This window comes from Sphaerimonospora cavernae, assembly GCF_042435035.1.
GTDB lineage: Bacteria > Actinomycetota > Actinomycetes > Streptosporangiales > Streptosporangiaceae > Sphaerimonospora > Sphaerimonospora cavernae.
Genome location: NZ_JBHMQT010000021.1, coordinates 43,009 through 65,414 on the forward strand (window position 1 = coordinate 43,009; position 22,406 = coordinate 65,414).

Sequence of the window (22,406 nt, forward strand, 5' to 3'; positions counted from 1 at the left end):
TATGTCAGGCAATATGCCCCCCGGTACTCCCTTCCCGGGAGATCAGGACCCCGATCGGACGGTCGCGTACCGGACCCCGCGTCCTCCGCAGCAGGGCCTTCCGCGGCAGGGGCCTCCGCAGCAGGGCTCCGCGCATACCGCCGGATGGCCGATTTCCGAGGAGTTCGACCCCGCCGCCCCGTCACCCCCCACCCGCAAGGGCATGCGCGGCTGGATCGTCGCGCTGGTCGCGGCGATCGTCGTGGGCGTGGTCGGGGGCGGCGGCGTGTGGGCCGCCGCGAAGCTCAGCGGCGGCGGCACCCAGCCCCATGAGGTGCTGCCCGGCAACGCGATCGCGTACGTGCGGGTCGACCTCGACCCGGCCGCCAACCAGAAGATCGCCCTGTTCGGCATCGCCCGCAAGTTCTCCGCCACCAAGGAGACCTTCTCCGGTGACGATCCCCGTAAGGCGGCCTTCGAGGCGCTGCGCGGCAACGACCCGAAGCTCTCCCACGTGGACTACGCCAAGGACATCGAGCCCTGGCTGGGCGACCGGATCGGCTTCGCCGTGCTCCCGCCGGCCCAGAAGGGTGCGGATCCTGGTCCGGTGCTGGCCGTCCAGGTGAAGGACGAGGAAGCGGCCCGCGCGGGCCTGACGAGGATGAGCTCGGGGGCTGCCGAGCGGGAGCCGATCGGCGTCGCGTTCCGCGACGGATACGCGATCGTCGCACCGGACCAGAACGCGGCCGACCGGTACGCCGCGACGCCGCCACTGTCGGAGGACAGCCGGTTCACCGGCGACATGGACGCGCTCGGCGAGCAGGGCGTGCTGTCCTTCTGGGGGGATCTCGCCCAGATAGCCCAGCTGAGCACGCCGCGCGAGCCCACTCCGGCGGCGCTGGAGTTGCTGAAGGACGCGCGTTTCGCCGGGGCGCTCAGGTTCGGCGACGACTACGCCGAGTTGACCGGCACCGCCCGCGGCACTGACGTGAAGACCGGCCAGACCGAAACCGTCAAGCTCGGTGACCTGCCCTCCTCCACCGCCGCCGCCCTGGGCGTCACCGGACTGGGCACGATACTGCAGGACAAATGGGCCGATATCGAGAAGGCGTTGGGTTCACAGAGCAGGGCGCCCGAGCAGTACGGCCTCACGATGCCGGACGACCTGGTCACGCTGCTCGGCAAGAGCTTCACGCTCGCACTCGACGGTGAGGACCTGAACCTCGCCACGCCCCCGGGGGGTACCGGGCCCAAGGTCGGCACCATTCTGGAGACCGACCCGGCCAAGGCCGAGTCCGTGCTCGCCAAGCTGGAAGCCGCGGGCGCCGACGCCGGACAGGCCGCGCCGGGCAAGGCGCACGGCGACGGAAAGCTGATCTTCGCGACGTCTCAGGACTACGCCGACAAGCTCGCCACGGCGGGCACGCTCCGCGACAGCGAGAGCTTCCAGAAGGCCGTCCCCGGCGCCGAGGACGCGGGCTTCGCCCTCTACGCCGACCTGGACAAGCTGGAGACCCTCTACATCAACGATCTGGAGGGCGAGGCGAAGGCGAACGTGGCGGTGCTGCGCGCCGTGGGGTTGAGCGGCACGATCACCGAAGGTGCGGCCGGATTCACCCTCCGCGTGGTGTTCAACTGATCCGACGAGGAGCGGACGTGATCACACGGAGCCCGTGTGATCACGTCACCGGCTCGCGTCAGGCCCAGAGCTGTCCTTCGAGGCGGCTTTCGGCCTCATCGAGGGTGCCCTCGTACGCGCCGGTGGACAGGTACTTCCAGCCGCCGTCGGCGACGATGAACACGATGTCGGCCCGCTCGTCCACCCGTACGGCCTTGGCCGCCATGCCCAGGGCCGCGTGCAGAGCACAGCCGGTCGAGATGCCGGCGAAGATGCCCTCGGTCGCCAGCAACTCACGGGTACGCCGCAGGGCGTCGGCCGAGGTGACCGAGTAACGCGTGGTCAGCACCGAGGAGTCGTACAGCTCCGGGATGAAGCCCTCATCCACGTTGCGCAGGCCGTACACGAGTTCGCCGTAGCGCGGCTCAGCGGCCACGATCTTCACATCCGGCACGTGCTCGCGCAGGTAGCGCCCGACGCCCATGAGCGTGCCGGTGGTGCCGAGACCCGCCACGAAGTGGGTGACGGTCGGCAGGTCGGCGAGGATCTCCGGGCCGGTGGACTCGTAGTGCGATCGCCAGTTGGCCGGGTTGCCGTACTGGTACAGCATCACCCAGTCCGGGTGCTCCTCGGCCAGCCGCTTGGCCACCCGCACGGCCTCGTTCGAGCCGCCCGCGGCGGGCGAGGAGATGATCTCCGCGCCGTACATGCGCAGGAGCTGACGGCGCTCCTCCGAGGTGTTCTCCGGCATCACGCAGATCAGGCGGTATCCCTTGAGCCGGGCCGACATGGCCAGCGAGATGCCGGTGTTGCCGGAGGTCGGCTCCAGAATCGTGCAACCGGGAGTGAGCAGGCCGTCCTTCTCGGCCTGCTCGATCATCCACAGCGCGGGCCGGTCCTTGACCGACCCGGTCGGGTTCCGGTCCTCCAGCTTCGCCCAGATCCGCACCTTTTCGGATGGCGAAAGGCACGGCAGGCCGACCAGAGGGGTGTTCCCGACCGAGTCGATCAGCGAGTCGAAGCGCATCTAGCGGGCCCCACCGGCTGCACCCGCTCCGCCGGCGACGGCCGGCAGCACGGTCACGGTGTCGCCGTCGGCGACCGGGGTGCCCAGGCCGCCGAGGAAGCGCACGTCCTCGTCGTTCAGGTAGACGTTCACGAAGCGGCGCAGACCGCTCGCGTCCACCAGGCGCTCCTTCAGTCCGGGGTGGTGCGACTCCAGGTCGCCGATGAGCTCCTCGAGCGTGGAGCCCGTGGCGTGGACCGCCTTGGCCCCATCGGTGTAGTTACGCAGGATGGTCGGAATACGGACCTCGACGGCCATCGCAGTCAATCTCCTTGTTCGGTGGTCATCATGGTTCAGTCGGGCGTCATGATCCGCTGGGCATCATGACAAGCAGGCGTCCACTTGACTGGAACATGGTCGGGTGGCCGGGGATTCCGGGCTCAGCGACAGTGTTCAGCGAAAGGGTCAGCGACAGGGGTCAGCGACAGTCGTAGACGACGACCCAGGGCGTGTGCCCGAAAAGGAAATTCTGAACAGGGGATTCCGGGCGCACCCGGCGCGAAAGGACATCCGGTGACGACATGGGACGATCGTCATCGTTAGGCATAAGGCAAGTCTAACCGTACGCCTCAACGATCTTGACTTCCTCCTCGGTGACGACACCTTCGAGGATGCGGTAGGAGCGGAACTCCGGTTCGTCCGAAGCAGTGGAGACCAGGACATAGTGGGCGTCCGGCTCGGACGCGTAGCTGATGTCCGTGCGCGACGGGTACGCCTCGGTGGCGGTATGCGAGTGGTAGATCACCACGGGCGCCTCGTCCCGATCGTCCATGTCCCGCCAGACGCGGAACTGCTCCATCGAGTCGAACCGGTAGAACGTCGGCGAGCGCTCGGCGTTCTCCATCGGGATGAAGCGTTCGGGACGGTCCGACCCCGCCGGCCCGGCCACCACGCCGCACGCCTCGTCGGGATGGTCGGCCCAGGCATGGGCCACGATCTTGTCGACCAGCTCGCGTGAGATCGTCAGCATGCGGGAAACCTACCAAAGGGACTACCAGAGGGCGCGGACCAGGGTGTCCTGCAGGTACGTCAGCCAGTCATAGGTCACGTAGGCCGGATAGCGGGGATCATCCTCGGGCATCTCCGCGATCTCCTCATGGACCTCCTCGGTCACCTCCAGCCGCACGCCCAGCGCGAGCCGTACATCGTTGATGGCACGCAGCCACGCCTGGCCCTGCTCCGCCGTGAGCTCCACCTTGCCGGGCGCCAGGGTCTCGAGCAGCGTCGTCGCGTCCGCGCGTTTGGCGTCCCGTAAGGTCGCCTCGGTGTAGCGGCGAAACTCGCCCGACGCCTCCTCGTCGTCGCCGTACGCCGAGGGGAACAGGCGGGCGAGCACGGGATCGGACGGCGCGGCCGGGGAGCCGATACCGAGCGCACGCTCCAGCGGATCGTCCCCCGTGGTGCCGGGCTCGATCAGGTCGAGGATCTGCACTGCCAGCGACCGCAGGATCGACACCTCGCCCGGGTCGAGGTGGATCGAGACGCCTTCGCTCGTCGATCGGAAACCGGTGCTCATACCGCCATTCTCGTTGGTCTGGTCCGCCACACGTCCCCCTCGGACGCGTGCTCATGGTCCTGCTGGTCAGCGCCTATTTGTCCTGCTGGACGGTTGCCCACAGACCGTAGGAGTGGAGGATCTGGACATCCCGCTCCATCTCCTCGCGTGCGCCACTGGCGACCACGGCCTTGCCCTTGTGGTGCACGTCCATCATCAGTTTCTCGGCCTTCCGCCGGGGATAGCCGAACACGGTCTGGAAGACGTAGGTCACGTAGGACATCAGGTTGACCGGGTCGTTCCACACGATGGCGAGCCACGGCTGATCCGGACGGACGTCCGCCGACGGGCGCTCGACCTCGGCTGGAGCTGTACTACCCACGTAACCATCCTGCACCAAGCGAGTCGTAGTCTTCGACACGTGCGTACGCCCATGGGCACGGCCCTGTTGACCGACCATTACGAGTTGACCATGCTCGAGGCGGCGCTGGCGAGCGGCGCGGCGCAGCGGCGAGCCGTCTTCGAGGTCTTCGCCCGCAGGTTGCCGGGGGGACGGCGCTATGGAGTGGTCGCGGGGACCGCCCGGGTGCTCGACGCGCTGGAGGGTTTCCGGTTCGACGACGCCGACCTCGACTTCCTGCGGCAGGTGGTCGACGAACGGACCCTGGCGTTTCTCCGCGATTACCGGTTTTCCGGAAACGTGTACGGCTACCGCGAGGGTGAGGCGTTCTTCCCCGGCTCGCCGATCATGGTGGTGGAGAGCACATTCGCCGAGGCCGTGCTGCTGGAGACCGTCGTCCTGTCGATCCTCAACCACGACTGCGCCATCGCCTCCGCCGCCTCGCGCATGGCGCACGCCGCCGGGGCCCGGCCGCTGATCGAGATGGGCTCCCGCCGCACGCACGAGATCGCCGCCGTCGCCGCGGCCAGGTCGGCCTACCTGTGCGGCTTCGCCTCGACCTCCAACCTGATGGCCGGGCAACGGTACGGCGTTCCGACCGCAGGCACGGCCGCGCACGCGTTCGTCCTGCTCCACGACTCGGAGGAGGACGCGTTCCGGGCACAGCTCGACTCGCTGGGACGCGGGACGACCCTGCTCGTCGACACCTACGACGTGGCGGAGGCCGTACGGACCGCCGTCGAACTGGCGGGACCGGATCTCGGCGCGGTGCGGATCGACTCCGGAGACCTCGCGGCGATGGCCGAGGACGTGCGGCAGGCGCTCGACGGACTCGGGGCCAAGGAGACGAAGATCATCGTCACCGGCGACCTGGACGAGTTCGCGATCGCCGCGCTCGCCGCCGCCCCGGTCGACGGGTACGGCGTGGGCACCGCGCTCGTCACCGGATCGGGCCACCCGACGGCCAGCCTCGTCTACAAGTTGGTGGCCAGACAGGACGCCACGGGCGCGATGCGGCCGGTGGCGAAGCGGTCGGTGGGCAAGCCCAGCAAGGGTGGCCGCAAGTGGGCCTACCGGCGCACCATCGGCGGGACCGCCACCGCCGAGATCATCGCCGGCGCACCGATCGAGAGCCACCAGCCGGAGCAGAGCGAGGACCGGCCGCTGCTGGCCGAACTCGTCCGCGACGGCGAGATCGTCGGCCGCGAATCCCTGGACGCCGCCCGGCGTCGGCACCGATCAACTTTGGCCGAATTGCCACTGATTGCGCATAGCCTCTCCCCCGGAGACCCGGCAGTCCCTACTATTTTCAAGTGATCGCGGGAGACCGGCGCATGAGGACGACGCCGGTCTCCCGCGATCGCAGAGATGGTCGCGGAGAAAAGGTGGTGCAGTGAAAACCGCGCTCGTCATCGTCGACGTCCAAAACGACTTCTGCGAGGGCGGCAGCCTGGCCGTGGGCGGCGGTGCCGCGGTGGCGGCGGCCATCAGCCGTCACGTCACCGACCGCGCTTCCGCAACCCATGCCTACGACCATGTGGTGGCCACCCGCGACTATCACATCGACCCCGGCACGCATTTCGCCGCCGAGCCCGACTATGTGTCCACCTGGCCGGCGCACTGCGTAGTCGGCACCTCCGGCGCCGACTTCCACCCGGCCTTCGACAGGGAGAGGGTGGAGGAGGTCTTCAGCAAGGGCGCTCACGAGGCGGCCTACAGCGGGTTCGAGGGGGCCACCGCCGACGGCGTCGGCCTCGCCGACTGGCTCCGTGAGCGCGATGTCTCCGCCATCGACGTCGTCGGCATCGCCACCGACCACTGCGTGCGGGCCACCGCCCTGGACGGCGCCCGCGCCGGCTTCGCCGTACGGGTCCTGCTGGACCTGACCGCAGGGGTGGCGAGAGAGACCACCGACACCGCCCTCGGCCAACTCGAGGCCGCTGGGGTGGAACTGGTCGGGGCCCCGGTGGTCCGCCCCTGATCTCCCGCTGAGCGGCCGGGAACACCACGACGATCCGTGCCGAGGACACGCGGAACTCGAGCCGCGATGCCTATATTACTGAGGGTGACGAAATCCTCACGGATAGGCGGCTCGGATGTTCGCGCTCCTGCTCGGCCTCGCCTGGCTGATCCTGACCCCGGTCTGCGTCTGGCTGCTCTTCGGCCGTGACCGCTCGGGGTCCGTACGCGCCACCGCGGTGGTCACCCTGGGAACGCTGCAGGTGGCGACGATGGTCATCGGCTTCACCAGCCGGCATCCGACCTCGACCGGCCCGGCCGGGCGAGCCCCGATCGCGGAGGCACCGATCGCGGGGGACGGCGCGGGCGGCGCGGGCGACGCCGGTGTCATCGATCAGGCCACCTCGTCCTGTCCCCCGCGGATTCTGTCGCCCGAGGCCGTACGGCTGCGCCGCAGCGGTGGAACACTGAACGTGACCGTCTTCTGGAAGGCGGGCACTCCCCAGTGCGACGAGGCGGCGGTGGCGCTGCACCCCTCCGGGAAGCGGCTGGGCATCCTGCTGCGCGAGGGAGGCGCCGCCGGGGAGCCCCTGCCGGGGGAAATGCGTACGGCGCCGGTGCACGTCACACGGGGCATGGCCTCACTGCACCTGCGCTTCACGCCTCGGCGAGGCCATCACAGGAACTACGTCGCCGTCAACGTCCACACCGGCCGTCGGATCCCGAGCGCCCGGCCTGGGCAGTACCGCTGAGCGGTCTTCACTTCCGCTGCGTGGCCCACTTACGGATCAGCGCGATGCGCTCGCGGATCTGCTCGGCGGTCGCCTGGGCGATCGCCGGCCCCCCGCAGGCCCGGCGCAACTCGGCGTGGATCACACCGTGCGGCTGGCCGGTGCGGTGGTTCCACGCGCCGACCAGCCCGTTGAGCTCCTTGCGCAGCTCGTGCACCTGCTCGTGCGGGGCCAGGGCCGGCACGTCCTCCGGATCCGCCTTGGTCTTCCGCTTCGCCGCCTGCTGGTCGGCCTGGCGCTTGCGCAGCAGCGTCGCCACCTGGTCGGGCTCCAGCAGCCCGGGCAGGCCGAGGAAGTCCTCCTCCTCCGGCGAGCCGGGCGCGGCGGCCGTGCCGAACTCGCCGCCGTCGAACAGCACCCTGTCGAAGGTCGCCGACGCCTCCAGCGTCTGGAACGGCAACTCGTCGCCGACGGCGTCCGGCTGCTTCTTCTCCTGCCGGGCCTGCTCCAGCAGCAGGTCGTCCAGACCGTCGTCGTCGCGACGGCGACCGAGAACGTGATCGCGCTCGACCTCCATCTCGCCCGCCAGTCCCATCAGCACGGGCACGGACGGCAGGAACACCGACGCGGTCTCGCCGCGCTTGCGCGCCCGGACGAACCTCCCGACGGCCTGGGCGAAGAACAGCGGCGTCGAGGTGCTCGTCGCGTAGACACCCACGGCCAGGCGGGGGATGTCCACCCCCTCGGAGACCATCCGGACCGCCACCAGCCACCGCCTGTCGGACGCGGCGAAATCCTTGATCTTCTGGGACGCGCCCGGGTCATCCGAGAGCACCACCTCGGCTCCCTGACCTGTGACGGTCCGGATGTGCCGGGCGTAGGCGCGGGCCGACTCGTGGTCGGAGGCGATGACCAGGCCTCCGGCGTCCGGCACGCCGTGCCGGACCTCGTTGAGCCGTCGGTCCGCTGCCTGGATGACCTGGCGGATCCAGTCGCCCTTCGGGTCGAGGGCGGCCCGCCAGGCCTGGGAGAGCTGATCCTTCGTGAGGGGCGTGCCGAGCGTCGCGTTGATCTCGTCGCCCGCCCGGGTCCGCCAGGTCATCTCCCCCGAGTACGCAAGGAAGATCACGGGCCGGACCACGCCGTCGGCCAGGGCCGGGCCGTACCCGTAGGAGTAGTCGGAGACGCTCCGCAGCGCGCCCTCGCCGTCCTCCACATAGGAGACGAACGGAATCGGGCTGTCGTCTGACCGGAACGGCGTGCCGGTCAGCGCGAGCCGCCTGGTCGCGGGCTCGAACGCCTCGCGTACGGCGTCGCCCCACGACTTGGCGTCGCCGGCATGATGGATCTCATCGAAGATCACCAGGGTTTTGCGCGCCTCCGTGCGCGCGCGGTGAAGCGCCGGGTGCATCGCGACCTGGGCATAGGTGATCGCCACACCGGTGTAGTCACGCGAGGTGGCGCCCTGGCTGTTCTTGAACTCGGGGTCGATGCCGATGCCGACCCTGGCCGCCGCGTCGGCCCACTGCCGCTTGAGATGCTCGGTCGGCGTCACGATCGTCAGGGCGCGCACGATCCCGCGGCTGAGCAGTTCGCTGGCGATCCGCAGCGCGTAGGTGGTCTTGCCGGCACCCGGCGTCGCCACGGCCAGGAAGTCTCGCGGCTCACGCCGGAAGTAGAGTTCGAACGCCTCCTGCTGCCAGGCGCGCAGCTTCGGCGCGGTGCCCCAGGCTGCTCGGTTGGGATAGGAGGGGGAGAGGTGGGATGCGGCGGAAACGCTCAACGACGCCTCCCGTAGCTCGTCGGGACACCGCTGTCCCTGTCGGTTCTCCTGTCCCGCCTGTCTCCGCGGGTTGGTCGGCCTCTGCCGGTTCGCTTGTCGCTCTCGGTTCGCTCCCTCACAGTGCCCCCAGATTAGCCGGACGGACCGACAGCACGTGCCGTTCGGGCCGAAGAAGACCACGACCCGGGCCTGCAGCGAAAGGTCCCGATTCGGGAGTTACACGGCGTACGACCCCGGCTCCAGAGACCGGCCTCGATGGGCACCGGCTCAGTGGACGCCGGAGATCAGGGCGTCGATCTCCGCACGCGTCGCGGGCGCGTCGGGATGGGCGAGCGCGAGCATGACCGTGCTCTTGCCGTCGGGCCGGGTGAGCAACGTCACGCGTATGAACGCGGGCTCGTTCACCACGTCGTGGTACTCGGCCCGGACCGCCCGCGTATGGCCGGGGCGCCCGTTGACCGTGACGGCGTGGTCGTCCACCACCTCGACGTCATCGCCGTGAAGCAGCAACCGGGCGTAGAGGTCGGTCAGGTCGATGACCGTGGACCGGAGGTTCGGCGGGTCGACGGGGTCTCCCGGTCTCGCCATGACCGTTGCCAGATCCCCGTGAGCGGCGACGGAGGTGAAACCGGTCACCGGTGCGACGACGCCCTCGCTCCAGTCCGGCGGCAGCGCGTACGAGACTCCGGCGAGCAGATCGTCGACCACCCTGGGCGGCTCGCTTTCGGCGCGGCCCAGGACCGTCAGCACCACCGCACCGATCACGGTCCCGGCGGATATGAACGCGAGGACGACGACGAGCAGGCGGCTCAGCCAGCGCGGCATGCGACGCGGCGGCCGGACCGGCGTGCCGTACCTTTCCGCCGCGGGCGGCTTGTCCGGCAAGGCCGGATCACCGGATAAGACGGGACTGTCAGGCCGTACAGGATCAGCGGGCCAGGCCGGATCACCATGCCATACGGGATCAGTGGGCGACACGGAAACACCGGGCGACGTGGGCACATCGCGCCGTGCCGGGATCTCTCGCGCCGAGCCCTCCTGCCTTGGGGGTGGCCAGACCCGTCGGGTCCACTGATCCTCCACACAACCTCCCACATGAACGCTGTTGTGGAGTTAGTCACAACGGCGGTGCCTCGTCAACGGGGCGACGGGAGATTGCTCCTCGAGCTACGGCCTCGGACGGCCCCCGCGGCACCTACCTGGCCCGGTCGGGATCGCGGTAGGCCGTCCACATCTTCCGGATCCGCGCGGCCTGACCCGCGGTGAACTCGCGCATGCAGCGGTCGTGCGAGTAGTCCATGAAGTTGTGCACCGGGTCGTCTCCCGGCGCCGGACAGGTGTCCTTGCGCGTGGGGCAACCCATCGTGGCGTGCGCCTCCGGCGGCGTGTCGTCCACCGAGTCGCCGGGGGCGTCACAGCCGTTCTCGAACGTGTGCAGCAGGCCCAGCCAGTGGCCGATCTCGTGGACTGCCGTGAAGCCCCTGTTGAAGTTCCGCAGCGGGCCGCCCGGCACGCTGCGCCAATCGATCACCACGCCGTCCAGGCCCGGCTTATCCCCGTACCAATAGGGATAGGTGGAGTAGCCGAGCACGAGCTCCCCGAGTTGCGCGATGTAGAGATTCAGCGTCTCTGGACCACCGACGCGCAATTTGTCCTTCAAGGCCGCCTCGTTGCCCAGGGGGTCGCGGAACCATGCGTGATTCTCGGTGTGGGTCACGCCCTTCAGATCGAACCGGACGCCGGTGTCGACACCGCCGAACTTGCCGCCATAGGCCTCGTTGAGCGCCTGCACCTGCCGGTCCACCGCGCTGTCCGGGAGGCCGAGCACACCGTCTTTGATGATGTGCACCCACAGCGGCACCCGGATCTCTCCCGGTTCGGGAGCGTGCGAGCCGGATCCGCCGCCGTGCCGGTCGGCGTGCGCCCCGAACAGTACGCCGAGCCGACGGCGCAGGTCGGCGTTCATCCGGGCGACCGCCGCGGGGCCCGGCAGACGCGGCTCCAGGGCATGACTGAGCCTGAGCGCGCGGGCACGACCGTGGGTGCGGGCACCGCCGCGCGCTCCGTGGGGAGCCACGGCTCCACGGGCGCGGGCGCCGCCACCCCGGCGTTCCTGTTTCTGGCATTCGCTCGGAGCGGCGGCGGACGCACGGGCCATGGACGTACGGGCCATCGACGCACGGGCCGCGGCGGGGACGCCGCCCACCACGAAGAGACAAGCAAGGCAGACGGCGATCACGCCCCGGGCCATACGTTCCCCCGTTACGGCTGGTCAGGAGGTCGACGTTAGCCGTCCCGGGGGTCATGATCCCGTATCGACACTCACTCGCCGGAAGGTTCGCCCTTCGGCAGACCCTCGTAGATCTCCTTGCACTCCGGGCAGACGGGGTACTTCTTCGGATCGCGACTGGGCACCCACACCTTGCCGCAAAGGGCTCGGACCGGGCTACCGGTCACATAGCTCTCTGTGATCTTGTTCTTGTCGGCGTAGTGAGAGAACCGCTCGTGGTCGCCGTCGCCATGGGAGAGCCGCGGCGTGACTTCGCTCTCGGGAAGAATCTTCGTGCTGCTCACGGTCATCGAGTCTACTTAGCGCGAGAGTCGTACGGGCCGTCAGCCGACATGGACGGCACCGCCCTCGGTCTTGCGGCCGGCCCTGACGAACAGCGCGAAGATCGCAGCCACGACGGCGACGCCGGTGCTCATCTGAAAGCCCAGGTGGAGACCGTCCATGAAGGACATGTGCGCCGCGTTCGCGATGAGGTCGGCCGCCGGCCCGGTGAGGCCGGGCGGGGCCGCGCCCACGGCGGCGAGTTGCTTCAGGCCCTCCATCTGCTCGGGCGGGATGGCGGCGGCCGCCTCTCCGAGGTGACCGGGGAACACGCTCGCCACCTTGGCGGACACGACCGCCCCGAGGATGGCGGTGCCGAGCGCGCCGCCCACCTGCATGGCGGAGTTCTGCACTCCGCCGGCGACGCCGCTGAGCTCCTCCGGGGCGTTGCCGACGATGATCTCGGTGGCGCCCACGAAGACCGGCGACAGGCCGAACGCCAGCAGCACGAACGGGATCGCGCTGTCGACGAACGCCGCGTCGACGCTGAGCCGCGACATCAGGAACATCGCGACGGCGGTGACCAGCATGCCGCCCGTGATGGTGATCTTCGGGCCGAGCTTGCCGATGAGGACACCGGCGATGGGCGAAGCGACGATCATGCCGGCGCTCATCGGCAGCATGCGCAGGCCGGAGTCGAGCGGGCTCAACCCGTGCACGCCCTGGAAGAAGAAGGTGAGGAAGAACATCGCTCCCATCATCGAGAACGCCACGAGGATCATGAGCACGGTGCCGATGGAGACGGAGGCGTTGGCGAAGAGGGACAGCGGCAGCAGCGGTTCACGCGCCTTCGCCTGCCAGAACAGGAACACCGCTCCGACCACCACGGCGACGGCGAGGAAGCCGATCGTCTTGGGGTCGCTCCAACCCCAGGCGGGCGCCTTGATGATGGCCCAGACCAGCGCGAACATGGTGACCGACAGGAGCACCACACCCGGCCAGTCCACTCGGGACAGCGACTGCGCCCGGCTCTCCCTGAGTGCCCACAGGCCGAAGGCCAGCGCCGCCACTCCGACGGGCACGTTGATGAAGAAGACCGACTGCCAGCTCACGTTCTCCACGAGCACGCCGCCGACGATGGGACCGGCCGCGCTCGACAGGCCGATGATCGCACCCCACGCCCCCATCGCCATGTTGAGCCGCTCGCCGGGGAAGGCCATGCGCAGCAGCGCCAGCGCGGCCGGTTGGAGCAGCGCGCCGAACAGACCCTGCAGTACGCGCAGGGCGATCAGCATGGCCACCGACGACGAGAGTCCGATCGCGAGCGAGACCAGGGCGAACCCGACCACGCCGATCAGAAAGATCCGCTTGTGGCCGAAGAGGTCGCCCAGCTTGCCCGCGGTGATGAGGAAGACCGCGAGCGCGAGCAGATAACCGCTGGTGACCCACTGAAGGTCCGCCAGCGACGCGTGAAGGTCCGCGGCGATGACCGGGTTGGCGATCGCGACGACCGTGCCGTCGAGCATTACCATGATCACACCGAGGGAGACCGCGAGCAGCGTCAGCCACGCGGACCCCTGTCCACGCCCGGGCGGTGGCGCCTCGGCACGCTCGGCTACCGCTTGAGACATCATTGACGGTCCCCCCTGAATATCGTGATTCGAAAAAATAATCGAGCCGCTCTCGCGACCTTCGGCATCTTATGGGAGCCGACCGACATTAAGCCCACCGGTTTTCTCCGGGTTCGGGTGCCCCGCAACGTCGCGGCCGGGCCGTCGCCCCGGCCGCCGCCTGTTGAACGTTTCATGAGACACCGCCCACCCGGTTCAGCCCGGAGACCGGATCCCGCAGCTCAGGCAATGTCTGGTCGGCGAGGACACCCACGTCGAGCGGCTCGTCCGTCACCGCCAGGAACGAGAGCTACAACGGCAGGCTCGACGCAGGCGCGAGCACCACGTTCGGGTTCCTCGGATCCTGGAACGGCACCAACGGCACGCCCTCGTCGGTGAGCTGCACCGCGTGCTGATCCCTCCCCATCCCCGTGGCCGGGCGCGCACGCCGTGTCCGGCCACATCTGTCAGTTCAACATGGGATCGTCGGGGAAGGTGGCGACGAGCGCGAGATCGCCGCGCTGGCGGCGCAGAACCGAACGCCACAGCGAGGCCGGGTCGGAGTGGAAGGTGTCCCCCGGCTCCGAATCCACGACGTACCAGGCGCCCTCTCGCAACTCGTTCTCGAGCTGACCCGCCGTCCATCCGGCATAGCCGGCGAAGATCCGCATCTGCGAGATCTCCCCCGCCAGGATCTCGGGCGGCGCGTCGAGATCGACCGTGCCCAGACGGGACACCGCCGACCTGCCCTGGAGCCGTCGCCAGCCCAGCGGCTCCTCCCCGCTCAGCACGACGGCCAGGGCCAGCGCGCTGTCGGTCTGCACCGGTCCGCCCTCGAACAGCACCGGAGGACCGGTGACCAGGGCGTCCCATGAGGGCAGCACCTGGGTCACCTCGACCTCGCTGGGCCGGTTGAGGACCACTCCGAGCGTGCCGCCGTCCTCGTCGTGCTCCAGCACGAGCACGACGCTACGCCGGAAGTTGGGGTCGTCGAGCAGTGGCGTCGCCACAAGCAAACCGCCGACGTAGATCGCCTCCGCCATACCTCCCATGATGAGGGAGGAATGCCGAATCATGCACGTCGCCCCCTGCTTGACGCACCAGATTACTTTTCGCGTCAGGACATATGCGAAATGTATTCGGCCTCCGGTCGATCGTCGACTTCGGTCTCTCAGGCCTCGGTGAAACCCCGGGCCTTTCCGCCGGCCGACTCCCGCACCGCCGCCGCCACCGCGTTCGCCGCGTCGGGGTGGAAGACGCTGGGGATGATGTAGTTGGGACCCAGTTCCTCCGCCGTCACCACGGCGGCGAGCGCCCGGGCCGCGGCGATCAGCATCTCCGGCGTGACGACGGTCGCCTGCGCGTCCAGCAGGCCACGGAAGACACCCGGGAACGCGAGCACGTTGTTGATCTGGTTCGGGTAGTCGGAGCGGCCGGTGGCCACGACCGCCGCGTGTTCGCGGGCCTCGTCCGGCGCGATCTCGGGCTCGGGGTTGGCCAGGGCGAACACGACGGACCCGTCCGCCATGGCCGCGATGTCCTCGCCGGTGAGGATGCCGGGCGCGGACACGCCGATGAAGACGTCGGCGCCCTTCACCGCGCCGCGCAGATCGCCCGCGTACCCGCCGGCGTTGGTGTGCTCGGCGATCCAGCGCAGCGAGTCGTCCAGGTCCTCACGTCCCAGGTGGACGGCGCCGAGGTAGTCGCAGACGATCACGTGCTGCGCGCCGGCGGCGAGCAGCAGCCGTAGTACGGCGGTGCCGGCCGCGCCCGCCCCGGCCAGGGTGATCCGCACGTGCGCGAGGTCCTTGCCCACGACCTTCAGCGCATTCGTCAACGCGGCGAGCACACAGATCGCGGTGCCGTGCTGGTCGTCATGGAACACCGGGATGTCCAGCAGCCCGCGCAGCCGCCGCTCCACCTCGAAGCAGCGCGGCGCGGAGATGTCCTCCAGGTTGATGCCGCCGAAGCCCGGCGCGATCACCTGGACGGTCCGTACGATCTCGTCGACGTCCTGCGTGTCGAGGCAGATCGGCCAGGCGTCGATGCCGGCGAACCGCTTGAACAGCGCGGCCTTGCCCTCCATGACCGGCAGCGCCGCGGCGGGGCCGATGTTGCCGAGGCCCAGGACTGCCGAGCCGTCGGTCACCACGGCCACCGAGTTCCGCTTGACCGTCAGCCGGCGCGCGTCCTCGGGATTGCGCGCGATCGCGAGGCTCACCCGTGCCACGCCCGGCGTGTAGGCCATGGACAGCTCGTCACGGTTGCGCAGCGGGACCTTCGACTGCATCTCGATCTTTCCGCCGAGGTGCATCAGGAAGGTACGGTCGGAGACCTTGTGGATGGTCACGTCCTCGACCGCGCCGAGGCTGTCCACGATCGCCTGCACGTGATCGGTGTCCTTGGCCGCGCAGGTGACGTCGATGCGGAGCTTCTCGTGGCCCGCATTCGTGACGTCGAGGGCGGTGACCACGCCGCCGGCGGTCTCGACGGCGTGGGTGAGCAGGCTGACGGCCTTACCGCCCGCCGGCACTTCGAGACGAACAGTGATCGAATAGGAAACGCTGGGCACGGTGGCCACGTTAATCCGCTCCTTTGCGGGTGCTTCCGGCTTGACGGCGCCGCGTTGAAACCTATCCATCCTGCCACCCCCGGCCGGGTGTTTCAGCCTTCCCCGTGCTCACATGTGGCCGCGTCTAGAAGAGCGCGCTGGACAGTGCCCGCCTGGACTTGGACACCGATGGGTCGTCCGAGGGCAGCGCGTCGAAGAGCCCGAGCAGGTGGACCCTCACCCGGTCGCGATCGCCGTCCCGCGTCCGCCGGACGACCCCGATGAGCCGTTCGAAGGCCTCGTCCACCTTCCCGTTCAGCATCTCCAGGTCCGCCGCCTGCAACTGCAGGTCCACATCGGCCGTGTCCGCGGCGGCCCGGCGGAGCACGTCCGCCTCGTCGAGGTGCTGGGTCCGGCGCAGCAGGCCGACACCGGCGAGGCCGATCCTGGCCGCCTCGTCGGCAGGCGAGCGCGCCAGCAGTCGCTCGTAGGCGGCGGCCGCCGCGTCCAGGTCCCCCTGCTCCATGGCCGTCTCGGCCGCGACGAGATCGGGATCGGCGGTCGGCTCCGCCTCGGCCGCCTCCGCGGGGGCGGCCAGCTCGACGCCGAGTTGCTCGAACACCTGCGCCAGTGCCTGCCGGAGCTGCGCCTCCGGTAGCGGCCCCTCGAACAGGGGCATGAGCTGCCCTTGGAGGGCCAGGTAGACGGTGGGGATCGTGCGCATCCGCAGAGCCTGGGCGAGCTGGGGATCCGCCTCCACATCCACTCGGGCCAGCGCCCAGGCGCCCCCCGCCTCGGCGGCCAGCTTCTCCAGGGTGCCGCTGAACTGCTGTGCCTGCTCCGCTCGGCGCACCGTCGCCTCGACGATGACGGGAACGGTCAGCGACCGCTCCAGGACATCGGCGTTGAAGGTGGCCGAGGTGACCTCGACGACCGTCGAGGCCACTCCTCCGGCTCCGGCTCCGGCGGGCCCGGCCGCCTCGCGTCGTGCCTGCGCCTCCAGTGCCTGCTTGCGAGCGCCTAGGTCGATCGCTCCGTAGAGCGATCCAGGTCGAGAGAACTCCGCTGCCATAGTCCCCATCCTGCCGCACGCTCACGGCTGATCCGTGCCATCCCTCGTCTCGTCGGATCTCTGCCCGGAGGCTCATGGCATCGGGACGGGTTCAGGACCTCGGGACCTCAGAAGCGGGCGGGCTCGGCGTAGGTGCCCCATTCCGCGCGCAGCACATCGCAGATCTCGCCCAGCGTCGCCTCCACCCGGACGGTGTCCAGCATGGGCGGAATCATGTTCTCCTCGGTCCTGGACGCGCTCGCGAGCCCGGCGAGCGCGGTGTCCACCGCCCTCGCGTCCCGCGAGGCCCGGCGCTCGGCCAGCGCGCGGCGCTGCTCCAACTCGACCTCGTGGCTGATGCGGAGGATCTCCAGCGGCTCCTCGACGGTCGCGGTGTGGCAGTTCACACCGACGATACGCTTGTCGCCTTTCTCCAGCTTCCGCTGGTATTCGAAGGCGGCCTCGGCGATCTGCGAGGTGAACCAGCCGTCCTCGATGCCGCGCAGGATCCCGGAGGTCATGTCCCCGGCGCCCATCTCACGGATCCGCGAGAAGACGGCCTCCGCCTCGGACTCCAGCCGGTCGGTGAGCGCCTCGACGTACCACGATCCGCCCAGCGGATCGATCACGTTGGCGGCCTCGGTCTCCTCCATGATCACCTGCTGGGTGCGCAGGGCGATCTCGGCGGCCTTCTCCGAGGGCAGCGCGAGCACCTCGTCCAGGGCGTTGGTGTGCAGCGAGTTCGTGCCGCCGAGCACGGCCGCCAGCGCTTCTATCGCCGTGCGGACGATGTTGTTGTCCGGCTGCCGCGCGGTCAGTGACACACCCGCCGTCTGCGTGTGGAAGCGCAGCCACCGCGCCTTCTCGGTGCGTGCGCCGTACACGTCGCGCAGCCACCTGGCCCAGATCCGGCGCGCCGCGCGGAACTTCGCGATCTCCTCGAAGAAGTCGATGTGGGCGTCGAAGAAGAAAGACAGGCCGGGCGCGAAGACGTCCACATCGAGGCCGCGCGACAACCCGAGTTCGACGTACCCGAACCCGTCGGCGAGCGTGAACGCGAGCTCCTGCGCCGCCGTGGCGCCGGCCTCACGGATGTGGTAGCCCGAGACCGACAACGGCTTGTAGGCGGGGATCTCGGCGGCGCAGAACTCCATGAGGTCGCCGATCAGCCGCAGATGCGGTTCGGGGGCGAACAGCCACTCCTTCTGCGCGATGTACTCCTTGAAGATGTCGGTCTGCAACGTCCCGTTCAGCTTCCCGGCCCGCACGCCCTGCCGTTCCGCGGCGACCACGTACATGCAGAAGATCGGTACGGCGGGCCCGCTGATGGTCATGGACGTGGTCACCTCGCCCAGCGGGATCCCGGCGAACAGCAGGTCCATGTCGAGCGCCGAATCGACGGCCACCCCGCAGTGGCCGACCTCGCCCGCCGAGCGCGGGTCGTCGGTGTCGCGGCCCATCAGCGTCGGCATGTCGAAGGCCACAGACAGGCCGCCGCCGCCCGCCTCGAGGATCATCTTGTAGCGCTCGTTCGTCTGCCGGGCGTTGCCGAAGCCCGCGAACTGCCGGATGGTCCACGGCCGCCCTCGATAGCCCGTCGGGTACAGGCCTCGGGTGTACGGGAACTCCCCCGGCCAGCCGATGCGCTCGAAGCGCGGGTCGTCGCCGGGCGGCCCGTAGACCGCGTCCACCTCCAGTCCGGACAGGGTCCTGAACTCGCGGTCGCGCTTGTAGGCGGCGTCGTACCGCGCCTGCCAGCGGGCCCTGCCCGCCTCGATCGCGCCCGCCTCAAGCGAGACGCCACTCGTCGCGTGCTGGTTCATACGTCCCCCTTCCCCCGTCTCAGTTCCCCGAGAAAATACTAGGACGTCCTAATAAATCCACTAATAGGCCCTGTCCGGCCTGTTCACGAGAGCGGGCCGGTCAGGGGGTGAAGTCACCGGCCGCGACACGAAGGGTCCTGAGCAGGTCGAACATCCGCTCAAGGTCCTCGTCGCCGTACATTCCCAGACAGAAACCGGCGTCCATCAGATCGGCGGTGGCCCGCCGTACGATCTCGCGGCCCTCATCGGTGATCTCGGCGAGCACGCCGCGGCCGTCCCTCGGGTTGCGCATCCGGCGGACCAGCTTGGCTCGCTCCAGGCGGTCCACGGTGTTCGTCACGCTCGTCGGGTGGACCATGAGCCGCTCACCGATCTTCGACAGCGGCAGCGAGCCCTCCCGGCTGAACGTGAGCAGCACCAGCGCCTCGTAACGGGCGAAGGTCAAATCGTACGGCTTGAGCAGCGTGTCCAGTTGCGCCAACAGGATCTGATGGGCTCTCATGATCGAAGTGACGGCGGCCATCGCGGACGACGGGCCGAACCTAGCACGCCAGCTTTCCGCGGCGCGCTCGATCGGGTCGAACGGCAGGCCGAGCGGCTTGGCCGAGCCGGACGGCAGTGGGCCTGAGCTGGGCGGGACATTCGGCGAAACGGACACAGCGCTATACGCTATCGCGACGCCGAACATGATCAACCTGGGAACCGAGCGTAACCGGATTCATTCCTTGACCCCAGAACTCCCTCCCCACGGGTCACGCTCCGTTATGGTTGCCACGTCGAAAGGTGAGGCGGCGGCAAACACCGGACGCCACGGGGAACCATGTCTGCTAGGCGCCCCACTGGGAAAGCTCAGTGGGGAAGCCCGACCAGGGAAGTCGAACGCAGGCGTGGCGAGGCCGGCCGGCGGACGGCGTCGGGGGACGCGGTCCGGCGCACGCTGCTCACACAGGCACGGGGGGTTGACTTGATGGGCAGCATGCCTGTCCCGGCGCACCGTACGCGCCGGATATCGCCGTCGGCGTGGCCAGGGGCCGCGCCGTGTTGTGGGTGACCACAGGGGCGTTCCACGCGGAGAGCTGAGACATGGCGCGGTCGTCGCGATGGCCGTGCTGCTCGCGCTCGGGCTCATCATCGCGTGGAGCGTCCTCATTCCCGGCTTCATGGACTGGGATGACATGGTCACCGCCGTCATCGGATCACTTCGGCTGACGGGTCCGGTCGCGGCCATGTTCACCGCATGGGTCGCGCTGCGCAGACGCCGCGCGAACCGCGGCCGCGTACTGACGCCGTGGCGCGCCGCGAAGGCGCCGCTCGGCATCCTCGCGGTCGTCATCTGCTCGTTCGCGGTGACCGTGCTGCTGCTCGGGTTGCGCGCCGCGCTGGCCGACCAGTCGGGCCACCTGCCGATCGGCGGGCTGGCCATGTGCGTGGCCGGGCTGGCGTTGTACGTGATGATCGGCTGGACGGCGGGCTGGGTGCTGCCGTTCGCCGTCACACCCGTGATCGCCGGGATCGGCACCTACGGGCTGTTCACGTGGGTGGCGGTCGGCTCGTCCTGGGCGGACCGGCTGACCCCGGCGACGCGCAGGCCGTACGACCTGTTCGCCGGGGTCGGCGAGGCGGCGTTCACGGATCAGACGCTCTGGCTCATGGGCCTCAGCACGGCGCTGCTGCTCGGCTGGATCGCCCTGGTGACCAGGCGCATGCTGGCGATGGTCGCCACGGTCATCGCCATGCTGGCCGCGGGCACGGGGGCGGCACGGCTGGTGGCGGAGCCGCGGACGGTGGCCGCCACCGAGCGGCTCGCGTCCTCCTGTCAGTCGTGGCCGTTCCCCGTGTGCGTCCGCCCCTCGATGCGGGACGGCCTGACCGAACTGGCCGGGGTGTTCACCATGCTCGCGCGGCGACTGGCCGACACTCCCGCCGCCTTCGACCGGGTCGAGCAGCGTGACCGCGCCGACCACGCCCCGGTTCCGCCCGGCGTGGCGGTCGTGCATCTCGACGATCTCGGCGCCGGGTTCACCCGGCGGGCGGTGACCGAGTTCCTCGACCGCCTGGCCCGGCCGTGCCCCGGCACGATCTCCAACGGCTACCGGTCCATCGTCGTCTCCTGGCTGCGCGGCGAGCCGCTGCCCGCCGGTCCGCTGCCCGAGCACCGGTACGCCGCAGTGTGGTTCTCCGGCCTGACCGAGGACCAGCGTCACAACTGGTTGCGGATGTTCTACTCCGACTTCGCCTCCTGCCGGCTGCAGAGCAGGCACTTCGGCGGCGGCACCCGGCCCGCGGACCCCAACCTGATCAGCTATCCGGTGAATCCGACCCCCGCGTACGCGCCCGCCTATCCCGTCAATCCGAGCTACCACGTCGATCCGGAGCCGGAACACCACGAGACGCCGGGCGCCGCGCTACCGCCCCGGGCCGGCTTATCTCCAGCGCCGACCCCGGCCGCGTCCCCCGGGCTCCCCGACTCGCCCGCCCTCTCTCCTTCTCCCGAACCGCCGTCACCCGTCCCCGCGTCACCCGGACCGACGCCGGCCGCCGCCACTCCTCGCGATCCGGCCCCTCGCGATCCGGCTCGGGGCGGGCCCGCGCCCCGCGAATCGGGACCACGTGAAACGGGACCACGTGAGCCCCGGCGGCGGGACGGCGACTCCGCCCGCAACGACACCGCACGCAACCCCGGACGGCGCCGCGGCCCCGTCTCGGCACACCGTAGAGACAGCCCCGGCCTCGGCTTCGATCGCCCGGACCGGAGCTCCGATCGCCGTTCGGATCCCTCTTCGGCGAGCGGAGCGGGCGGGAACGAGGAGCGCGGCGAAGGCCCGTACCGCGGGCGGAACCAGCGGGCCACGCGAGGACCGGAGAGTCCTCCCGGCACGGCTCCCCTACCGGCAGGCACCGGGTCGACAGGGCCCGGGTCGACAGGGCCCGGACGAACCCGGCCGACCCCTGCTCCCAGCCCCTCCCCTGGCTTCGGGCTGCTGGACGGACTCGGAGGAGGGGTGCAATCGGCGGAATAGCGGGAAGATTCCCCCCGTGGACCGTCGACCTCCAGCCCGCCGCACTCCTGCCGGCCAACCCGGGGCTCGGCAGACGTCATCCCCTCCCGCGCAGACGCCGCAGACGCCGCAGACGCCGCCCGGCACCGCCTCCCGGCGTTCCCGCCGGGCCTGGCGGTGGCCGGCCGGCCTACTCTTCGCGGTCCTCCTCGTCGTGGCCGGCGCGCGGCTCACCTGGTCCTGGCTGGACCCACTCGGGGAGCGGATCGTCGACCGCAGCGGCCCTGTGCTGCTGCGGTCGATGCAGGATCTGAGTCGTTTCGAGGCCGCGACCGGCGACTTCCAGGTCGTGGTCGACCTGGAGAAGGACGCCGCCTTTCTCCCCGACGCCATCAAGGGCAGCAGGACCCTGTTCATCGGCGCGGGCAGAGTCGACGCCTACGTCGACTTCTCCGGCCTGTCCAAGGACGCCGTCACGGTCTCTCCTGACCGCTCGGCCGTGTCCGTACGGCTGCCGCACGCCGAACTGGAGAAGGCCAATCTGGACAACAAGCGGTCGTACGTCTTCGCCCAGCAGCGTGGGCTCCTCGACCGCATCTCCGACCTGCTGTCGTCGTCTCCGCGGGACCAGCAGGAGCTCTACCTGCTGGCCGAGCGGAAGATCTCTGAGGCCGCCGCGGCCAGCGACCTGCGCGACCGGGCCGACCGGAACACCAGGGCCATGCTCGAGGGCATGTTGAAGTCCCTCGGCTTCACGACCGTCGTCATCGACCACGCCGCCAAACCCTGA

At 69.7% G+C, this 22,406-nt stretch carries 21 protein-coding genes and 1 pseudogene; 7 read left to right on the top strand and 15 right to left on the bottom strand.

Features of this window, described 5'->3' with window-relative positions; translation table 11 throughout:
• Nucleotides 1-13 precede the first annotated feature (13 nt).
• On the top strand, nt 14-1,618 hold the full coding sequence (locus ACFHYQ_RS11730) for a DUF3352 domain-containing protein (protein WP_394301144.1): 1,605 nt from the start codon (nt 14-16) through the stop codon (nt 1,616-1,618).
• 58 nt (nt 1,619-1,676) lie between these two features.
• Here the strand turns inward: ACFHYQ_RS11730 and ACFHYQ_RS11735 are convergent, their stop codons facing one another.
• From ACFHYQ_RS11735 to clpS, 5 genes are all read right to left on the bottom strand, one after another.
• On the bottom strand, nt 1,677-2,624 hold the full coding sequence (locus ACFHYQ_RS11735; RefSeq protein ID WP_394301145.1) for a PLP-dependent cysteine synthase family protein: 948 nt from the start codon (nt 2,622-2,624) through the stop codon (nt 1,677-1,679).
• The gene (locus tag ACFHYQ_RS11740) at nt 2,625-2,921 is read right to left on the bottom strand and encodes a MoaD/ThiS family protein (protein ID WP_204016292.1); all 297 of its coding nucleotides are present in this window, start codon (nt 2,919-2,921) and stop codon (nt 2,625-2,627) included.
• A gap of 298 nt (nt 2,922-3,219) precedes the next feature.
• Nucleotides 3,220-3,633: a M67 family metallopeptidase gene (locus ACFHYQ_RS11745; protein WP_394301146.1), complete on the bottom strand. Its 414-nt coding sequence runs from the start codon at nt 3,631-3,633 to the stop codon at nt 3,220-3,222.
• Nucleotides 3,634-3,654: 21 nt separating this feature from the next.
• Nucleotides 3,655-4,179, bottom strand: a complete 525-nt coding sequence (locus tag ACFHYQ_RS11750; protein WP_394301147.1) for a DUF2017 domain-containing protein — start codon at nt 4,177-4,179, stop codon at nt 3,655-3,657.
• 73 nt (nt 4,180-4,252) lie between these two features.
• The gene (clpS, locus tag ACFHYQ_RS11755) at nt 4,253-4,540 is read right to left on the bottom strand and encodes an ATP-dependent Clp protease adapter ClpS (RefSeq protein ID WP_394301148.1); all 288 of its coding nucleotides are present in this window, start codon (nt 4,538-4,540) and stop codon (nt 4,253-4,255) included.
• Nucleotides 4,541-4,591: 51 nt separating this feature from the next.
• On the opposite strand from clpS, the gene ACFHYQ_RS11760 reads away from it, so the two are divergent.
• The 3 genes from ACFHYQ_RS11760 (at nt 4,592) to ACFHYQ_RS11770 (ending at nt 7,269) form a co-directional block, all read left to right on the top strand.
• Nucleotides 4,592-5,875, top strand: coding sequence for a nicotinate phosphoribosyltransferase (locus ACFHYQ_RS11760; RefSeq protein WP_394301221.1), 1,284 nt, complete (start codon nt 4,592-4,594; stop codon nt 5,873-5,875).
• Nucleotides 5,876-5,951: 76 nt separating this feature from the next.
• Nucleotides 5,952-6,539, top strand: a complete 588-nt coding sequence (locus ACFHYQ_RS11765; RefSeq protein WP_394301149.1) for an isochorismatase family protein — start codon at nt 5,952-5,954, stop codon at nt 6,537-6,539.
• Between the two features lie 115 nt (nt 6,540-6,654).
• On the top strand, nt 6,655-7,269 hold the full coding sequence (locus ACFHYQ_RS11770) for a hypothetical protein (protein ID WP_394301150.1): 615 nt from the start codon (nt 6,655-6,657) through the stop codon (nt 7,267-7,269).
• A 7-nt stretch (nt 7,270-7,276) separates the two neighbouring features.
• Here the strand turns inward: ACFHYQ_RS11770 and ACFHYQ_RS11775 are convergent, their stop codons facing one another.
• The 5 genes from ACFHYQ_RS11775 to ACFHYQ_RS11795 all read right to left on the bottom strand — a co-directional run bounded on the left by ACFHYQ_RS11775 (nt 7,277) and on the right by ACFHYQ_RS11795 (nt 13,216).
• A complete protein-coding gene (locus tag ACFHYQ_RS11775; RefSeq protein ID WP_394301151.1) occupies nt 7,277-9,031 on the bottom strand; it encodes a DEAD/DEAH box helicase in 1,755 nt (584 codons plus the stop codon).
• Between the two features lie 267 nt (nt 9,032-9,298).
• Nucleotides 9,299-9,916 (bottom strand): hypothetical protein, encoded by a 618-nt coding sequence (locus ACFHYQ_RS11780; protein ID WP_394301152.1) that lies wholly within the window; start codon nt 9,914-9,916, stop codon nt 9,299-9,301.
• Between the two features lie 310 nt (nt 9,917-10,226).
• Nucleotides 10,227-11,270 (bottom strand): zinc metalloprotease, encoded by a 1,044-nt coding sequence (locus ACFHYQ_RS11785; protein WP_394301153.1) that lies wholly within the window; start codon nt 11,268-11,270, stop codon nt 10,227-10,229.
• Nucleotides 11,271-11,353: 83 nt separating this feature from the next.
• Entirely contained in the window at nt 11,354-11,611 is a 258-nt protein-coding gene (locus tag ACFHYQ_RS11790; protein WP_394301154.1) for a DUF3039 domain-containing protein, read from the bottom strand.
• Nucleotides 11,612-11,644: 33 nt separating this feature from the next.
• Nucleotides 11,645-13,216: a DHA2 family efflux MFS transporter permease subunit gene (locus ACFHYQ_RS11795; RefSeq protein ID WP_394301155.1), complete on the bottom strand. Its 1,572-nt coding sequence runs from the start codon at nt 13,214-13,216 to the stop codon at nt 11,645-11,647.
• A gap of 281 nt (nt 13,217-13,497) precedes the next feature.
• Here ACFHYQ_RS11795 and ACFHYQ_RS11800 point away from each other — a divergent pair.
• Nucleotides 13,498-13,608 (top strand): annotated as a pseudogene (locus tag ACFHYQ_RS11800) (cellulose binding domain-containing protein); the annotation flags it as partial.
• A gap of 51 nt (nt 13,609-13,659) precedes the next feature.
• Here the strand turns inward: ACFHYQ_RS11800 and ACFHYQ_RS11805 are convergent.
• From ACFHYQ_RS11805 to ACFHYQ_RS11825, 5 genes are all read right to left on the bottom strand, one after another.
• Entirely contained in the window at nt 13,660-14,235 is a 576-nt protein-coding gene (locus tag ACFHYQ_RS11805) for a YqgE/AlgH family protein (protein ID WP_204016281.1), read from the bottom strand.
• Nucleotides 14,236-14,363: 128 nt separating this feature from the next.
• Entirely contained in the window at nt 14,364-15,773 is a 1,410-nt protein-coding gene (locus ACFHYQ_RS11810) for an NAD-dependent malic enzyme (RefSeq protein WP_394301156.1), read from the bottom strand.
• Nucleotides 15,774-15,888: 115 nt separating this feature from the next.
• Nucleotides 15,889-16,815, bottom strand: coding sequence for a tetratricopeptide repeat protein (locus tag ACFHYQ_RS11815; protein ID WP_394301157.1), 927 nt, complete (start codon nt 16,813-16,815; stop codon nt 15,889-15,891).
• 107 nt (nt 16,816-16,922) lie between these two features.
• The gene (icmA, locus tag ACFHYQ_RS11820) at nt 16,923-18,617 is read right to left on the bottom strand and encodes a coenzyme B12-dependent isobutyryl-CoA mutase large subunit (RefSeq protein ID WP_394301158.1); all 1,695 of its coding nucleotides are present in this window, start codon (nt 18,615-18,617) and stop codon (nt 16,923-16,925) included.
• Between the two features lie 100 nt (nt 18,618-18,717).
• Nucleotides 18,718-19,236 carry a MarR family winged helix-turn-helix transcriptional regulator gene (locus ACFHYQ_RS11825; RefSeq protein WP_394301222.1) on the bottom strand — a complete coding sequence of 173 codons (519 nt, stop codon included), beginning with the start codon at nt 19,234-19,236 and terminating at the stop codon, nt 18,718-18,720.
• A 424-nt stretch (nt 19,237-19,660) separates the two neighbouring features.
• Between ACFHYQ_RS11825 and ACFHYQ_RS11830 the strand changes: the two genes are divergently transcribed.
• Nucleotides 19,661-21,637, top strand: coding sequence for a hypothetical protein (locus ACFHYQ_RS11830; RefSeq protein ID WP_394301159.1), 1,977 nt, complete (start codon nt 19,661-19,663; stop codon nt 21,635-21,637).
• Nucleotides 21,638-21,653: 16 nt separating this feature from the next.
• Nucleotides 21,654-22,406, top strand: coding sequence for a DUF4230 domain-containing protein (locus ACFHYQ_RS11835; protein ID WP_394301160.1), 753 nt, complete (start codon nt 21,654-21,656; stop codon nt 22,404-22,406).

Bases quoted from the DNA above. Each gene is read 5' to 3' on its own strand.
- ACFHYQ_RS11730 (WP_394301144.1), top strand. From the start codon at position 14: ATGCCCCCCGGTACTCCCTTCCCGGGAGATCAGGACCCCGATCGGACG.
- ACFHYQ_RS11735 (WP_394301145.1), bottom strand. From the start codon at position 2,624: ATGCGCTTCGACTCGCTGATCGACTCGGTCGGGAACACCCCTCTGGTC.
- ACFHYQ_RS11740 (WP_204016292.1), bottom strand. From the start codon at position 2,921: ATGGCCGTCGAGGTCCGTATTCCGACCATCCTGCGTAACTACACCGAT.
- ACFHYQ_RS11745 (WP_394301146.1), bottom strand. From the start codon at position 3,633: ATGCTGACGATCTCACGCGAGCTGGTCGACAAGATCGTGGCCCATGCC.
- ACFHYQ_RS11750 (WP_394301147.1), bottom strand. From the start codon at position 4,179: ATGAGCACCGGTTTCCGATCGACGAGCGAAGGCGTCTCGATCCACCTC.
- ACFHYQ_RS11760 (WP_394301221.1), top strand. From the start codon at position 4,592: ATGGGCACGGCCCTGTTGACCGACCATTACGAGTTGACCATGCTCGAG.
- ACFHYQ_RS11770 (WP_394301150.1), top strand. From the start codon at position 6,655: ATGTTCGCGCTCCTGCTCGGCCTCGCCTGGCTGATCCTGACCCCGGTC.
- ACFHYQ_RS11790 (WP_394301154.1), bottom strand. From the start codon at position 11,611: ATGACCGTGAGCAGCACGAAGATTCTTCCCGAGAGCGAAGTCACGCCG.
- ACFHYQ_RS11795 (WP_394301155.1), bottom strand. From the start codon at position 13,216: ATGATGTCTCAAGCGGTAGCCGAGCGTGCCGAGGCGCCACCGCCCGGG.
- ACFHYQ_RS11805 (WP_204016281.1), bottom strand. From the start codon at position 14,235: ATGGCGGAGGCGATCTACGTCGGCGGTTTGCTTGTGGCGACGCCACTG.
- ACFHYQ_RS11815 (WP_394301157.1), bottom strand. From the start codon at position 16,815: ATGGCAGCGGAGTTCTCTCGACCTGGATCGCTCTACGGAGCGATCGAC.
- icmA (WP_394301158.1), bottom strand. From the start codon at position 18,617: ATGAACCAGCACGCGACGAGTGGCGTCTCGCTTGAGGCGGGCGCGATC.